Raw genomic sequence first — 13,885 nt, forward strand, 5'->3', positions numbered from 1 at the left:
GCACCATGACCGTCACCACCCCATCCGTCGGATCCAGTAACCTGGTGGCCGTGGAACCAGGCGCCGTCCGCGAGGACACCCCACCCGGCTCGGTGATCCAGTACAGCGACTACGAGCTCGATACGTCCAGCCCCTACGCGGGCGGGGTGGCCTGGATCGAGGGCGAGTTCATCCCCGCGGAGGACGCCAAGATCTCGATCTTCGACACCGGCTTCGGCCACTCCGATCTGACCTACACCGTCGCACACGTGTGGCACGGCAACGTCTTTCGGCTTGGTGATCACCTCGACCGGCTGCTCGACGGGGCGCGCAAGTTGCGCCTCGACGCCGGGTATACCAAAGACGAGCTCGCCGAGATCACCAAGCGCTGCGTGTCGCTGTCGCAGCTGCGCGAGTCGTTCGTGAACCTGACGGTGACGCGCGGCTACGGAAAGCGCAAGGGCGAGAAGGACTTGTCGAAGCTCACCCATCAGGTGTACATCTACGCGATCCCCTACCTGTGGGCCTTCCCGCCCGCCGAGCAGATCTTCGGCACCACTGCCGTCGTGCCGCGGCACGTGCGCCGAGCGGGCCGCAACACCGTCGACCCGACGATCAAGAACTACCAGTGGGGTGACCTGACCGCCGCGAGCTTCGAGGCCAAGGACCGCGGCGCGCGCACCGCAATCCTGTTGGATTCCGACAGCTGCGTGGCCGAGGGCCCAGGCTTCAACGTGGTCGTCGTGAAGGACGGCAAGCTCGCGTCGCCGTCGCGCAACGCACTTCCCGGCATCACCCGCAAGACGGTGTTCGAGCTCGCCGACGCGATGGGCATCGAGGCCACCCTGCGCGACGTCACCAGCCACGAACTCTACGACGCCGACGAGTTGATGGCCGTCACCACCGCGGGCGGCGTCACGCCCATCAACTCACTCGACGGCGACCCGATCGGCGACGGCGCACCGGGACCCCTCACCGTGGCGATCCGGGACCGGTTCTGGGCGCTGATGGACGTGCCATCGCCGCTGATCGAGGCCATTAAGTACTGAGTCAGAGTGCCCCTTTCGGCCTGCTTCCGGTGGTACCGTCGAAGTACGGATCAGTACCCGAACGGTTGGTGCGGACATGAGCACATCCCGACGCGCAGTACGAATGATCGTGACCGGAGCGGCCGCCGCGGCCTTCGCGGCGGTGCTGACGTTCGCCGCGGACGGTCCGACCGTGCAGAACCAGGCGGACCCCTGCTACAACGGGGTGACCAGATACAACCCGTGGGCGCCGAGCTGCACAATTCCCGGCCCCAAGAACAAGATTCGTGGTTCGGCACCCGATGCCAACGCGATCATTGCGTGCAGGAACATTCCGGGGTGCCTGTCTTGGTACGTCAACAATCCCTGACCGCCTCGGCCGTTCGAGGCTGGCTACCCGTCTGCGGCTCTTAGGGATTGCGCACGCAGTCGTAGGTGAGCGGTACCTCGTCTCCGAGCTCGACCACCTCGAACTGATCCGGAGTGATCGAGTTGAACGACTGTGCGTCGATGTCGAGCTCCGACCATTTGGCCGTACTGGTGCGGTCGTCTGCGAAGGTCAAGGGGATCTCGCCACCGTCGGACAGAAGCATCCCGTACTTCTTGAGCGCCGTGATGATGGTCTTTTCACCTGCACTGTACGAGGAGTCGTCGAAGTCCGGCTTCAGCCGGAAGCGCACCCCGTAGGGCGGGGCATTCGGGTCGGTGCTCTCCGGCCCACCGGCGTGGGTCGCGGGGCGCACGTAGACACCCTCCTTCATCCGATCGTTCGGAAGGATGAACCGAATGGCATGTGCGAGTTCACCCGTCGCCACTTCGTCGGCGGTGGGTGTGAGTGCGGCGATCGGGAATCCGGCCGCGTCGGCGCTGGTGCACTGATCGCCTCGCAGAGTCTCGGGGTATTCCTTGTCGAGCTCCCACACGAAGAACGCCCCGGTGGTCAACTCGTCGCCCTCCATACTCGTCTGATACGTCTCGTAGAGCTTTTGCTCATCTCGGTCCACCACGAGCAGGTGGCAGTCGCCCTGGCCTTCGGTCTCGCCCGAGCTGTCGCACGTGAGATCGTCGGAGCCCTCGATGGTGGCATCGGCCGGGACGGGCATCTCCGCGGGTACTTCGTCGCAGTCCGGTCCGCCGTAGCAGTACTCCTCTGGGTTGCCGACCACCTGCACGCGGGGTGCCGACGAGTCGGCCTCGAAGACCGTGATCGAGAAGTCCGTTTGCAACTCGTTTCCGCCACCCCAGCCTCCCGCGTCGTTCAATGCGGCGATGATGGCGTCACTGCGATCCGACTTTTCTGCGCTGGAGACATCGGTCGTCCATGGCTCCGAGGCAGTGAACAGCCCACCGCCGGCCGCACTGGGACTGGCGGTGTCCGAAGCCCTGGTGGTGCTCGATCCCCCGACTGTGCTGGTGACCGTGACGGTGACGGGACTTGACCCGGCGCAGCTCGTGGCCACGAAACAGGCGAGGGCCAACGCGCCCATTCGTCCGAAACGGGTGATCGCCATGGGGCCCCTAGGTACTGGTCGTTGAGTGTCCATCGACGCTATCGACGCGCTCACCCGGACATATCGGGTGTTTCCCTACGGAGCCTCCTGATCAGGACCGGATCGAGTCGATTCGCCCTATTCGTCGGCTCCGCCGACCTCGTGCTTCGCGAGCTCCCGCTTGAGGATCTTGCCCGTGGGGTTGCGCGGCAGTTCGTCGAGGAAGACGACCTCCCGCGGCACCTTGTAGCGGGCCAGGTTGTCCTTCACGTAGGCCTTGATGGTGTCCTCGTCGACGCTCGCCCCCTCGACCTTGACGACGAAGGCCCGCAGCCGGTGGCCCCACTCCTTGTCCTCGACGCCCAACGCGGTGGCTTCGACGACCTCGGGGTGGCCGCTGATCAGATCCTCCACCTCCGCGGGGAACACGTTCTCGCCGCCGCACACGATCATCTCGTCGTCGCGGCCGCTGACGTAGAGCAGCCCGTGCTCGTCGAAGTAGCCGACGTCGCCCGACGACATGAGCCCTTCGATGATCTGCTTGCCGCCGCCACCGGTGTAGCCCTCGAAGGGGAAGGTGTTGCCGACGAAGATGCGGCCCACCTCGCCCTGGGCCACCTCGTTGCCGTTGTCGTCGAAGAGCTTCACCTTCACGCCCTTGACGACGGGCCCGACGGTGGCCGGGTTGATCGATAGGTCCTTGGGCCGGGCGATGGTCGCGAACGCGATCTCCGTCGACCCGTAGAGGTTGTAGACGACGGGGCCGAGGTCCTTCAGCGCGCGGGTGGCGAGCTCGCCGCCGAGCTGCGAGCCGGACACGAAGACGATCCGCAGGCTCGACAGGTTCGGCTTGGGACTGGTCTTCTCCAGTTCGTCGAGAATCCGGGACAGCATTACGGGCACCACCACGAGTGCCGTCACCCGGTGCTCCTCGATGTCGGCGAGCACCGTGGCCGGCTTGAAGCGCCGCCGCAGCACCAGGGTGGAGCCGAGCATCATCGCGATGGTGCCGTGCAGCAAGCCCAACGCGTGGAACATCGGCGCAGGCAACGACGTCACCTCACCCGACCGGAACGGCACGTGGGACAGCACGCCGCCGATCGGGGCCAGCGACGGCGGGGTGCTCCGGTTGGCGCCCTTCGGCGTGCCCGTGGTGCCGCTGGTGAGGATGATGATCTTCGCGTGCTTGTCGGACTTCGGCGGCGGGTCCTTCTTGCTCCGGGCGATCAGGTCGGCGAGCGTCTCGTCGGTGCTCTCGGACGGGGCCTCGTTGTCTGGGTTGGTCGGCAGCGCGCGGAGCTTGCCCAGCGGCGGGTCGGCCGCCGCGACGGCCTTCGTGTACTCGTCGTCGTGGATGATCAGCTTCGCGCCCTCGCGCTCGGAGACCTCCTTGATCTGAGGTCCCGAGAACTCGCTGTTGAGCAGGATCAGCCGAGCGCCGACCCGGGCGGCACCGTAGAACGCGATCAGGAACCACCGGTGGTTGCGGATCAGCAGCGCCACCCCGTCGCCGCCCCGGACGCCCATCGCCCGCAGTCCGTTGGCGACGGCGTTGACCGAGTCGTCCAATTCCTTGAACGTCAGCTCGCCGTCGTCGTCGATGATGGCGGTGCGATCGGGCGTGCGGCGCGCATTGAGGGCCGGGATCATCCCGAACTCACCCCAGCGGCGGATGTCGGCGACCATCGCGGCGACGTTCTGCGGCGGCTCCAGCTTGAATGCGCCCGCCTCGAACATCTTGCGGGCGTAGTGGACCTCCGCCGAGCCGCGTTCGGCGAGTTGTTGGATCTTCGCCACTGCCTGCAAAGGAAGGTCGGTTAGCTTGGGCATGGCCCAACAATATGTGACGCCGGTCTCACCCGGGCCGGTCCCACCGCACAACTAGCATTGCCCTATGGCCGGTCCGCTGTCATTGGACGTGGGCGGTCGCACGGTGTCCGTGTCCAACCCCGACAAGGTCGTCTTCCCCGAGGCCGGGGTCACCAAGCTCGACCTGATCCACTACTACCTGTCGGTCGCGGACGGCGCACTGCGCGGCGTCGCAGGCCGGCCGATGATCCTCAAGAGGTTCGTGAAGGGCATCTCGGTCGAAGCGGTGTTCCAGAAGCGTGCCCCGGAGAAGCGGCCCGACTGGATCGAGGTCGCCGAGTTGAAGTACGCCTCGGGCACCTCGGCGAAGGAGGCCGTCATCCGCGACGCGGCCGGACTGGTGTGGGCGGTCAACCTCGGATGCGTCGACCTCAACCCGCATCCCGTGCTCGCCGAAGACCTCGACCACCCCGACGAACTCCGCGTCGACCTCGACCCGATGCCCGGTGTGGAGTGGGAACAGATCGTGGCCGTCGCGTTGGTGGCCAGGGACGTGCTCGCCGACTACGGGCTGACGGCCTGGCCGAAGACGTCGGGCTCGCGCGGCTTCCACATCTACGCCCGCATCCACCCGCATTGGCCGTACAAGCAGGTCCGCCTCGCCGCCGAGACCATCGCCCGCGAGGTCGAGCTCCGCACCCCCGAGCTGGCCACCAGCAAGTGGTGGAAGGAGGAGCGCGGCGAACGCGTCTTCGTCGACTTCAACCAGAACGCCAAGGACCGCACCGTCGCCTCGGCGTACTCCGTCCGCTCTCGACCAGACGCGCGGGTGTCGACGCCGCTGCGCTGGGACGAAGTGCCCGACTGCCGACCCGAGGCGTTCACGGTGGCGACGGTGCCCGCGCGCTACGCCGAACTCGGCGACCCCTGGGAGGGCATCGACGACGCCCCAGGTGGCGTGGACGCGTTGCTGGAGCGGGCGAGGGAACTGGGTCCCGCGGAGAAGGCGCCGAAGGGGACGACGCGCGGCACCGGCCGCCGCGAGTCGAGCATGCCGCTGATCGAGGTCGCCCGCACCAAGACCAAGGACGAGGCGATGGCCGCGCTCGACACGTGGCGCACGCGGTATCCCGCCGCCGCCGAGCGCCTCGAACCGGTCGACGTGCTCGTCGACGGGATGCGCGGCCCCAGTTCGATCTGGTACCGCATCCGCGTCAACCTGCAGCACGTCCCGGAGGATCAACGGCCGCCGCAGGACGAGCTCATCGCGGACTACGACCCGTGGGTGAACTACTCGGGCCCCCAGTGGAAGCGTTGAGCCGTTTGCCCATGGCCACCGCCGGGTAGTTCTTAGCGAAGTATTAGCCGCTACTCAACGGTAGGCCAACTTGCGTGGATACCTTCGGGTTACAGGTTGAAGGGACGGCGTCGTCTGCAGCCAGCTCATTCAACGGAAACGAGGGCATCATGACGAACGTGAGCACCGGCTCCGCGTCGGATCATGGCTTCCGCTATGGCAATCCCGCGCTCGATTGCGACCGCGCTCAGATGAGCGCGGTGTGCCGCCAACTTGCCACCGTCGTATCGTTCGGCGGCGAGCTCGACCACACGAACATCGCACGCATCAGCCAGTACGCCACCCGATATGTCTTGTGCGAGAAGCCCTTCGTGCTCGACCTCAGCGACGTGGAAGCGTTCGCCGACGCGGCCATCGCACTGCTGTACGCCGTTGACGACGCCTGCTACGACGCCGGTGTCGAGTGGGCGGTCGTGGCGAGTCCCGTCGTCACCGACGTGATGCATCACTACGGCGACCCCGCCGCCTTCCACACCGTCGGCTCCGTGCCGGAGGCACTGCACCGCTTCGCCGACGCCACCGCGGCGCGTCGCCGCCTCCTGCCGATCCTCGTCAAGTCCGCCTGAGAGGACTACCCATGCTGCTCGACGTTCGCTCGCTCATCCGCCTGCTGCGCAGGCGCAAGCCACTCGACATGCACCGGCTCGCACTCGAGGCGCCCCGCGCCCACGCTGCCTGATCGGGCCTAGGGCGAGCCATCGCCGAAAGTACGGTCGTTGTACACATCGCCCGAGTAAGGCCGTGAACAACCGTACCTTCGGCGATGCAGATCATGCCGCGAACACCTGGGAGTCATCTGCAAAGGCCTTGAACTCCAAGGCATTTCCGGCCGGGTCGAGCAGGAACATGGTCCATTGCTCGCCGGTCTCGCCCTGGAACCGGACGTAGGGCTCGATGACGAATTCGACGTCGGCGGCGCGTAGCCGCTCGGCGAGCTCCAGAAACTTCGGAACGGTCAGGATCAAGCCGAAGTGAGGCACCGGGACGTCGTGTCCGTCGACCGGATTGTGGATAGGGCGCACCCGGCCGGGCGCCAGATGGGTGACGACTTGATGGCCGCTGAGGTTCCAGTCCACCCAGGTCTCGGCGCTGCGACCCTGCTCGAGGCCGAGCACGCCGCCATAGAACCGCCGCGCCTCAGCGAGGTCGTCGACCGGCACGGCCAAGTGGAATCGAGGGATCGGTGACTCGAGCACGGTCATGCCTCCCACGATAGGCGGCTGCGCATTGAGCGTGCTTCTGTAGCTCTTACAGTTGTATATTCAGTATCGTGGCGGCAATGACTGACAGGCTGGCGGCGCAACGGCCGTACCTGAGCGTGCTGTCGCCGAATGCGGTCGACGCGGTTCGCAGTGCGGGCGGCCTCATCTGCGATCGGGTGCGGCTCGGTTGGCGGGTCACCGTTCTGGTCCCCGCATGCGAGGACACGCTTGCGCTCCGCATCCTCGGCGCCGAGGTCGCCGACATCGACGCGCCACCCGACGGGCTCCGCGACCGTCGCTCGGCACTGGTTGCCTCCGGCGCGTTGTACGCCAACGACCGCGCGGCACGCTCAGAGGTCGATTCAGCACTGGCCACCAGGACCACCGAGGTACTCGTCTGGGGCGCCGCAATGCCGGCCGAGCTCGACCGTGGGGCAAAGGTGGTGTCCTACCGGCTCAGCAGCGCGGCACGGGCCTTCAAGACGCAAGCGTTGATCGCGGCCGGGCTGCCAGCGGACGAGATCGCCACCGAGACGTTCCGTACCAAGTGCGCATTGGAATTGATCGCGCGGGAACTCGACGTCGCGGGCTGAGCGCCCACCGTCGGTTTACCCCGCCGCGAGCCTGCGCTCCCGCGCCAGCTCGATGTCGATCAGGCTCGTGATGATCGGCAGTGCCACCCGCGCTGCGAGGCACAGCGCGTCGCCCTGACCGGCAGGCAACGTCGCCAACAGCTCGCGCAACCTGGCCCGGACGTCGTCTTGACGCTCGAGTACCAGGGCACGGCCGCCGTCGCTGAGTGCCACAAGGGCCGCTCGGCGGTCGGCGGGGTCGGCCGATCTTTCGACGAGCCCCCTGCGCTCGAGTCGTTGGATCAGCTGCGTCATCGAGGGCTGGCTGATGGCAGCCGCCGACGCCAACGCGGTGAGTCGCACCGGCCCCTCGGCGTGCAGTCGGTACAACACCTCCGACGCCGTCGGGCTCAGGTCTGCGCGGTCGAACAGATGCCGGGACATCAGCACCGTGGCCTGTGCCAACGCTTCGGTGACGGCCTCGACGTCGTCTTCACGCGGCTTCACGGTCGGCAGAATACTTCACGACACTATGGAATACGTGGGAGGCGCTTAAGTGCTTCCTATGACCCGGCACGGAGCGCCGAAGCAACCCCGCGCCTCGGTGTGACGGAAATCCTTGTATTGCAGTGAATGTGCCGCGCATCACCCTTTCGACGTAGCGGTTTGCAGGGCGGCTTGCGCGCCATACTATTAGCCGTACTATATATCTGCATTAAGCACCTGCCGCCAAATGAGTGGCCGGACGACCTGAGCCCGACATCGACGACTCGACATCGAAGAACGCAACGAACGGCAGGACGATGACACGTGCATTCGGGCGGCCACGCCTGGTGAGGCCCGCATGAGCACCCACACCACCGACGCGCCGACGGACGCCTTTCCGCCGGCCCGTCACGCCGCGCGGCCCTTCATTCCTCGGATGATCCGCACGTTCGCGATTCCGATCATCATCGGCTGGATCGCCATCATCGCCGTGCTGAACGTGATCGTTCCGCAGCTCGAAGAGGTCGGCAAGATTCGGTCGGTCTCGATGACGCCGGACGCCGCGCCGTCGATGATCTCGATGAAGCACATCGGCCAGGTCTTCGAGGAATTCGACTCGAACAGCGCCGCCATGATCGTGCTCGAGGGCCAGGAACCACTCGGAGCCGACGCCCACGCCTACTACGACCAGCTGATCAAGAAGCTCGAGGCCGACACCGGGCACGTCGAGCACATTCAGGACTTCTGGAGCGATCCGCTCACCGCAGCCGGTTCACAGAGCAACGACGGCAAGGCCGCCTACGTCCAGGTCTACCTGCGCGGCAACCAGGGCGAGTCGCTGGCCAACGAATCCGTCGAGGCCGTCGGGAACATCGTGAAGAGCGTGCCCGCGCCGCCGGGCGTGACCGCCTACGTCACCGGAGCCGCGGCGCTTGCCGCCGACCAGAACACCGCGGGCGACCGCAGCATGCAGCTCATCGAGGGAGTGACGTTCACCGTCATCTTCATCATGCTGCTGCTCGTCTACCGGTCGATCGTCACGGTGCTCATCACCCTCGTGATGGTCGTGCTCCAACTCGCCGCAGCGCGCGGGGTGGTGGCGTTCCTCGGCTTCCACGAGATCATCGGGCTCTCGACCTTCGCCACCAACCTGCTCGTCACCCTGGCGATCGCCGCCGCCACCGACTACGCCATCTTCCTGATAGGGCGGTATCAGGAAGCGCGCGGCACCGGAGAAGACCGAGAAGCCGCCTACTACACCATGTTTGGCAGCACCGCCCACGTCGTCCTTGGCTCGGGGCTGACCATCGCGGGCGCCACCTTCTGTCTGAGCTTCACCAATCTGCCCTACTTCCAGACGCTCGGCGTCCCGCTGGCCATCGGCATGGTGGTCTGCGTGTTGGCCGCGCTCACCCTCGGCTCCGCGGTGATCAGCGCGTTGAGCCGCATCGGCAAGGTGCTGGAACCCAAGCGCGCCATGAAGGTTCGCGGCTGGCGCAAGATCGGCGCCGCCGTCACTCGGTGGCCGGGACCCATCCTCGTCGCCACCATTGCACTGTCCCTCGTCGGCCTGCTCACGCTGCCCGGCTACCGCAACAGCTACAACGACCGGCTCTACCTACCGAAGGACGTGCCGGCCAACGAGGGCTACGCCGCCGCCGACCGGCACTTCTCGCCGGCCCGCATGAACCCCGAACTGCTGATGATCGAGAGCGATCACGACCTGCGGAACTCGGCCGACTTCCTGGTGATCAACAAGATCGCCAAGGCCGTCATGGCGGTGCCGGGCATCAGCGAGGTGCAAACCATCACGCGGCCCGAGGGCAAGCCCATCGAGCACACGACGATCCCGTTCCAGCTCAGTATGCAGAGCACGACCCAGATCATGAACCAGAAGTACAACCAGGACCTCATGGCCAACATGCTCAAGCAGGCCGATGACATGCAGAACACCATCGACACGATGACGAAGATGTCCGCGCTGACCCAGCAGATGGCGGATCTGATGCACGAGATGGTCGCCAAGATGAAGGGCATGACCATCGACATCGCCGAATTGCGCGACAACATCGCCAATTTCGACGATTTCTTCCGGCCGATCCGCAGCTACTTCTACTGGGAACCGCACTGCTACGACATCCCGGGCTGCTGGGCGATCCGGTCGGTGTTCGACACTCTCGACGGCATCAACACCATGACCGACGACATCCAGGAACTGCTGCCCGTCATGGAACGGCTCGACACGCTCATGCCGCAGCTGGTCGCGTTGATGCCCTCGATGATCCAGACGATGACGTCGATGAAGACCATGATGCTGACGATGTATGCCACCCAGAAGGGGCAGCAGGACCAGCAGGCGGAGGCATCGGAGAACTCGTCGGCCATGGGCGAGGCGTTCGACGACGCCCGCAACGACGATTCGTTCTATCTGCCGCCGGAGGTCTTCGACAACGCCGACTTCAAGCGCGGCATGAAGAACTTCATCTCCCCCGACGGAAAGTCGGTGCGGTTCATCGTCTCTCATGAGGGCGATCCCCTCACCGAGGAAGGCATCTCGCACATCGATGCCATCAAGCAGGCCGCCAAGGAGGCGATCAAGGGCACCCCGTTGGAGGGTTCGCGGGTCTACCTGGCGGGAACCGCGGCCACCTTCAAGGACATGGCCGACGGAGCGTTCTACGACTTGATGATCGCGGCGATCGCGGCGTTGGCGTTGATCTTCATCATCATGTTGATCATCACCCGTGCCGTGGTGGCCTCAGCCGTCATCGTCGCCACGGTGGTGATATCGCTCGGCGCCTCGCTCGGACTGTCGGTGCTCATCTGGCAGCACCTCATTGGGATCGAACTGCACTGGATGGTGTTGCCGATGTCGGTGATCATCCTGTTGGCCGTCGGCGCCGACTACAACCTTCTGCTGGTCTCGCGCATCAAGGAGGAGATCCACGCGGGCTTGAACACGGGCATGATCCGCGCGATGGGTGGCACCGGATCGGTGGTGACCTCGGCCGGGCTGGTGTTCGCGTTCACCATGATGTCGATGGCGGTCAGCGAGTTGACGGTCATCGGACAGGTCGGTACGACGATCGGCCTCGGCCTGCTGTTCGACACGTTGATCGTGCGCTCGCTGATGACGCCGTCCATCGCGGCCCTGCTGGGCAAGTGGTTCTGGTGGCCGCAGCTCGTCCGGCAACGGCCGGTACGCGTGCCGTGGCCGAAGCCTGCCGTCACACCTGCTGTCACGACCGGCTGAACTACCGCGGGGCTCGATCTGCACCCAATCCGTCGTGACTGCGCACTTGGATTTCGGATATCGTCGTCAAACGAGGAACTCGCCGCCGATCTCGTCAAGGACGTGACATGACCGCTCTGACCAATTCTGACGCCCTGCCGACCGGGCAGGACCTCGCGTCCGCGATCGCCGAGGGCCAGCGCGCGTACGAACTCGACCGCGCCCACGTCTTCCACTCCTGGTCGGCCCAGGGAGCGCTGAAGCCCATGACGGTGCTGGCGGCTCAGGGCTCGTACGTGTGGGACGGCGACGGCACCAAGCTGCTCGACTTCTCCGGGCAGTTGGTATTCACCAATATCGGCCACCAGCACCCGAAAGTCGTTGCGGCCATTGCCGAACAGGCCGCGAAGCTGTGCACCGTCGCGCCGCAGCACGTGAACGCCGCCCGCTCGGAGGCCGCCCGCCTGATCGCCGAGCGCACCCCCGGCGACCTGAACCACGTGTTCTTCACCAACGGTGGCGCCGACGCCGTCGAGCACGCAGTCCGCATGGCCCGGCTGCACACCGGCCGCTACAAGGTGCTGTCGCGCTACCGGTCGTACCACGGCGGCACCGACACCGCGATCAACCTGACCGGCGACCCCCGCCGCTACCCGAACGACTACGCCAGTGCGGGTGTCGTGCACTTCAACGGACCCTTCCTGTACCGCTCGTCGTTCTACGCCGAGAACGAGCAGCAGGAAACGGAACGCGCACTCGAATACCTCGAGCGTCTGATCCAGCACGAGGGCGCGACGTCGTTCGCGGCGATCATCCTTGAGTCGGTACCCGGCACCGCGGGCATCATGGTGCCCCCGCCCGGATACATGGCGGGCGTTCGCGCACTCTGCGACAAGTACGGCATCCTCATGATCGCCGATGAGGTCATGGCCGGTTTCGGACGCACCGGAAAGTGGTTCGCCATCCAGCATTTCGACGTTCAGCCCGATCTGATGACGTTCGCCAAGGGCGTCACCTCCGGCTACGTGCCGCTCGGCGGCGTGGCGATGAGCGACGCGATCTACGGCACGTTCGGCGAGCGCCCCTACCCCGGCGGACTGACCTACTCCGGTCACCCGCTGGCATGCGCCGCCGCTGTCGCCACCATCAATGCGATGGAGGACGAGGGCATGGTGGCCAACGCCGCCCGGATCGGCGACGACGTCCTGGGCCCCGGACTGCACAAGCTGGCCGCCCAGCACCCCTCGGTGGGCGAAGTGCGGGGGCTCGGCGTGTTCTGGGCCATCGAGTTGGTGGCCAACCAGCAGACCCGCGAACCGCTCGCCCCCTACGGCGGCTCCAGCCCGGCGATGGGCGAGGTGCTCGCCGCGTGCAAGGCCAACGGATTGCTACCGTTCGCGAACTTCAACCGCATCCACGCGGTTCCGCCGTGCAACGTGAGCGACGCCGAGGTCAACGAGGGACTGCAGAAGCTCGACGCTGCGCTGACCGTCGCCGACAAGCACACCACCTGACCGGCCGTCACTACAGCGGCCACGTCTCCTTCAGAAGGGCCGCATCGAAGAACATCCACTCATACCGGGCCGTATTCGCGAAGTGAGCGCGGGCCCTGGCCTCGTCCACCGGCGAGAGGGTCGGCCCGATCCGGTCGGTGAGTGCCAAGACCTGCGCGACGGACGCGGCGAACTCATCGCCGCCGTAGCTGTCGATCCACCGTTGATAGCGAAGGTCCGTCGAGCCGCTGGCGATCAATCGCTCGCCCACCCGGGCGTAGATCCAGTAGCACGGCAGGATGGCGGCGAGCCCATCGGCGAAGCTGCCGCTGTACGCGGTGGCGAGCAGGTAGCTCGTATAGGCGAGCGTCGTCGGTGCCACGGGGACCTCGGCGACGGCCTCGAGCTGCATGCCGAGCGCGGGCAACAGCGTCTCGTGCAGCGTGAACTCGACGTCAAACACGTCCGCGGAGTGGCGCGCGAACATTGCCGTGTCGGCCAGGGTCGGCGCCTTTGTGGCGATGACGGCAAGCGCGCGGGCGTAGTCGCCGAGGAAGTGCACATCCTGGGCGACGTAGTGCCCGAACACCTTCTGATCGAGCGTCCCGTCGGTCAGCCCGCTGATGAAGGGATGGGCAAGGATGGCGTCGAACGTCGGCTCGATCTCCTGCCACAGGCGCAGCGACCACGGCTCCGAGGGCGAATCGGCAGGGATGCTCACGGTTGCTGCCTTCCGTCGGCGACGCGAGACCCCCTCGCATAGCAGATTCGGGAATGACGGTAGAACATACCGACCGAACCTGTGAAATGCGCGGCAAACCATCGATACTGAACCGCATGGCTGATCGCAACGTGCTGGGTGGCCCGCTCGAACCCTGCGGCACGGAGCCGATGACCGGCTTTTATCGCGACGGCTGCTGCACGACGGGTGAAGAGGACGTCGGTCGCCACATCATCTGTGGCGTCATGACCAGTGAATTCCTCGAGCACCAGCGTTCCATCGGCAACGACCTGTCGACGCCCATGCCCCAGTACCGGTTCCCGGGACTCGCGCCCGGCGACCGCTGGTGTGTCACCGCGCTGAACTGGGTCCGGGCCCACACCGACGGATTCGCCTGCCCAGTCGTGTTGGCGTCCACCCACGAGCGGGCGCTCGACGTCGTATCCCTCGACGTGCTCCAAAAGCACGCGGTCGACGTGCCCGACGACATCGCCGGGCTGTAGCTCTAGACTCGCC

At 66.0% G+C, this 13,885-nt stretch carries 13 protein-coding genes; 8 read left to right on the forward strand and 5 right to left on the reverse strand.

Features of this window, described 5'->3' with window-relative positions; all coding sequences use genetic code 11:
* Positions 1-5: 5 nt before the first annotated feature.
* Together SLQ33_RS21055 and SLQ33_RS21060 are read left to right on the forward strand one after the other, a co-directional pair.
* Positions 6-1,028 carry an aminotransferase class IV gene (locus tag SLQ33_RS21055; RefSeq protein WP_319455809.1) on the forward strand — a complete coding sequence of 341 codons (1,023 nt, stop codon included), beginning with the start codon at positions 6-8 and terminating at the stop codon, positions 1,026-1,028.
* 76 nt (positions 1,029-1,104) lie between these two features.
* Positions 1,105-1,377, forward strand: a complete 273-nt coding sequence (locus tag SLQ33_RS21060; RefSeq protein WP_319455810.1) for a hypothetical protein — start codon at positions 1,105-1,107, stop codon at positions 1,375-1,377.
* Between the two features lie 40 nt (positions 1,378-1,417).
* Here the strand turns inward: SLQ33_RS21060 and SLQ33_RS21065 are convergent, their stop codons facing one another.
* Both SLQ33_RS21065 and fadD2 read right to left on the reverse strand, forming a co-directional pair.
* Positions 1,418-2,518, reverse strand: a complete 1,101-nt coding sequence (locus tag SLQ33_RS21065) for a hypothetical protein (protein WP_319455811.1) — start codon at positions 2,516-2,518, stop codon at positions 1,418-1,420.
* A gap of 117 nt (positions 2,519-2,635) precedes the next feature.
* Positions 2,636-4,327 (reverse strand): long-chain-fatty-acid--CoA ligase FadD2, encoded by a 1,692-nt coding sequence (gene fadD2, locus SLQ33_RS21070; RefSeq protein ID WP_319455812.1) that lies wholly within the window; start codon positions 4,325-4,327, stop codon positions 2,636-2,638.
* A 64-nt stretch (positions 4,328-4,391) separates the two neighbouring features.
* Here fadD2 and ligD point away from each other — a divergent pair, with 64 nt between their 5' ends.
* On the forward strand, positions 4,392-5,624 hold the full coding sequence (ligD, locus tag SLQ33_RS21075) for a non-homologous end-joining DNA ligase (RefSeq protein ID WP_319455813.1): 1,233 nt from the start codon (positions 4,392-4,394) through the stop codon (positions 5,622-5,624).
* A gap of 149 nt (positions 5,625-5,773) precedes the next feature.
* Positions 5,774-6,229, forward strand: a complete 456-nt coding sequence (locus SLQ33_RS21080) for an STAS domain-containing protein (protein ID WP_319455814.1) — start codon at positions 5,774-5,776, stop codon at positions 6,227-6,229.
* Between the two features lie 204 nt (positions 6,230-6,433).
* Here the strand turns inward: SLQ33_RS21080 and SLQ33_RS21085 are convergent, their stop codons facing one another.
* On the reverse strand, positions 6,434-6,865 hold the full coding sequence (locus tag SLQ33_RS21085) for a VOC family protein (RefSeq protein ID WP_319455815.1): 432 nt from the start codon (positions 6,863-6,865) through the stop codon (positions 6,434-6,436).
* Positions 6,866-6,942: 77 nt separating this feature from the next.
* Here SLQ33_RS21085 and SLQ33_RS21090 point away from each other — a divergent pair, with 77 nt between their 5' ends.
* Entirely contained in the window at positions 6,943-7,458 is a 516-nt protein-coding gene (locus tag SLQ33_RS21090) for a hypothetical protein (RefSeq protein ID WP_319455816.1), read from the forward strand.
* A 15-nt stretch (positions 7,459-7,473) separates the two neighbouring features.
* On the opposite strand, the gene SLQ33_RS21095 is transcribed toward SLQ33_RS21090, so the two are convergent.
* Positions 7,474-7,944, reverse strand: a complete 471-nt coding sequence (locus SLQ33_RS21095) for a MarR family winged helix-turn-helix transcriptional regulator (protein ID WP_319455817.1) — start codon at positions 7,942-7,944, stop codon at positions 7,474-7,476.
* Between the two features lie 337 nt (positions 7,945-8,281).
* On the opposite strand from SLQ33_RS21095, the gene SLQ33_RS21100 reads away from it, so the two are divergent.
* Both SLQ33_RS21100 and SLQ33_RS21105 read left to right on the forward strand, forming a co-directional pair.
* Positions 8,282-11,176: an MMPL family transporter gene (locus SLQ33_RS21100; RefSeq protein WP_319455818.1), complete on the forward strand. Its 2,895-nt coding sequence runs from the start codon at positions 8,282-8,284 to the stop codon at positions 11,174-11,176.
* A gap of 107 nt (positions 11,177-11,283) precedes the next feature.
* Positions 11,284-12,669, forward strand: a complete 1,386-nt coding sequence (locus tag SLQ33_RS21105) for an aspartate aminotransferase family protein (RefSeq protein WP_319455819.1) — start codon at positions 11,284-11,286, stop codon at positions 12,667-12,669.
* Between the two features lie 10 nt (positions 12,670-12,679).
* Here the strand turns inward: SLQ33_RS21105 and tenA are convergent, their stop codons facing one another.
* Positions 12,680-13,363 (reverse strand): thiaminase II, encoded by a 684-nt coding sequence (tenA, locus tag SLQ33_RS21110; RefSeq protein ID WP_413467679.1) that lies wholly within the window; start codon positions 13,361-13,363, stop codon positions 12,680-12,682.
* A 122-nt stretch (positions 13,364-13,485) separates the two neighbouring features.
* Here tenA and SLQ33_RS21115 point away from each other — a divergent pair, with 122 nt between their 5' ends.
* A complete protein-coding gene (locus SLQ33_RS21115) occupies positions 13,486-13,872 on the forward strand; it encodes a DUF2237 domain-containing protein (RefSeq protein ID WP_319455821.1) in 387 nt (128 codons plus the stop codon).
* The last annotated feature ends 13 nt before the right edge of the window (positions 13,873-13,885 follow it).

Source organism: Mycobacterium sp. RTGN6, from assembly GCF_033804605.1.
Taxonomy (GTDB): Bacteria; Actinomycetota; Actinomycetes; order Mycobacteriales; family Mycobacteriaceae; genus Mycobacterium.

Bases quoted from the DNA above. Each gene is read 5' to 3' on its own strand.
- SLQ33_RS21055 (WP_319455809.1), top strand. From the start codon at position 6: ATGACCGTCACCACCCCATCCGTCGGATCCAGTAACCTGGTGGCCGTG.
- SLQ33_RS21060 (WP_319455810.1), top strand. From the start codon at position 1,105: ATGAGCACATCCCGACGCGCAGTACGAATGATCGTGACCGGAGCGGCC.
- SLQ33_RS21065 (WP_319455811.1), bottom strand. From the start codon at position 2,518: ATGGCGATCACCCGTTTCGGACGAATGGGCGCGTTGGCCCTCGCCTGT.
- fadD2 (WP_319455812.1), bottom strand. From the start codon at position 4,327: ATGCCCAAGCTAACCGACCTTCCTTTGCAGGCAGTGGCGAAGATCCAA.
- ligD (WP_319455813.1), top strand. From the start codon at position 4,392: ATGGCCGGTCCGCTGTCATTGGACGTGGGCGGTCGCACGGTGTCCGTG.
- SLQ33_RS21080 (WP_319455814.1), top strand. From the start codon at position 5,774: ATGACGAACGTGAGCACCGGCTCCGCGTCGGATCATGGCTTCCGCTAT.
- SLQ33_RS21085 (WP_319455815.1), bottom strand. From the start codon at position 6,865: ATGACCGTGCTCGAGTCACCGATCCCTCGATTCCACTTGGCCGTGCCG.
- SLQ33_RS21090 (WP_319455816.1), top strand. From the start codon at position 6,943: ATGACTGACAGGCTGGCGGCGCAACGGCCGTACCTGAGCGTGCTGTCG.
- SLQ33_RS21100 (WP_319455818.1), top strand. From the start codon at position 8,282: ATGAGCACCCACACCACCGACGCGCCGACGGACGCCTTTCCGCCGGCC.
- SLQ33_RS21105 (WP_319455819.1), top strand. From the start codon at position 11,284: ATGACCGCTCTGACCAATTCTGACGCCCTGCCGACCGGGCAGGACCTC.
- SLQ33_RS21115 (WP_319455821.1), top strand. From the start codon at position 13,486: ATGGCTGATCGCAACGTGCTGGGTGGCCCGCTCGAACCCTGCGGCACG.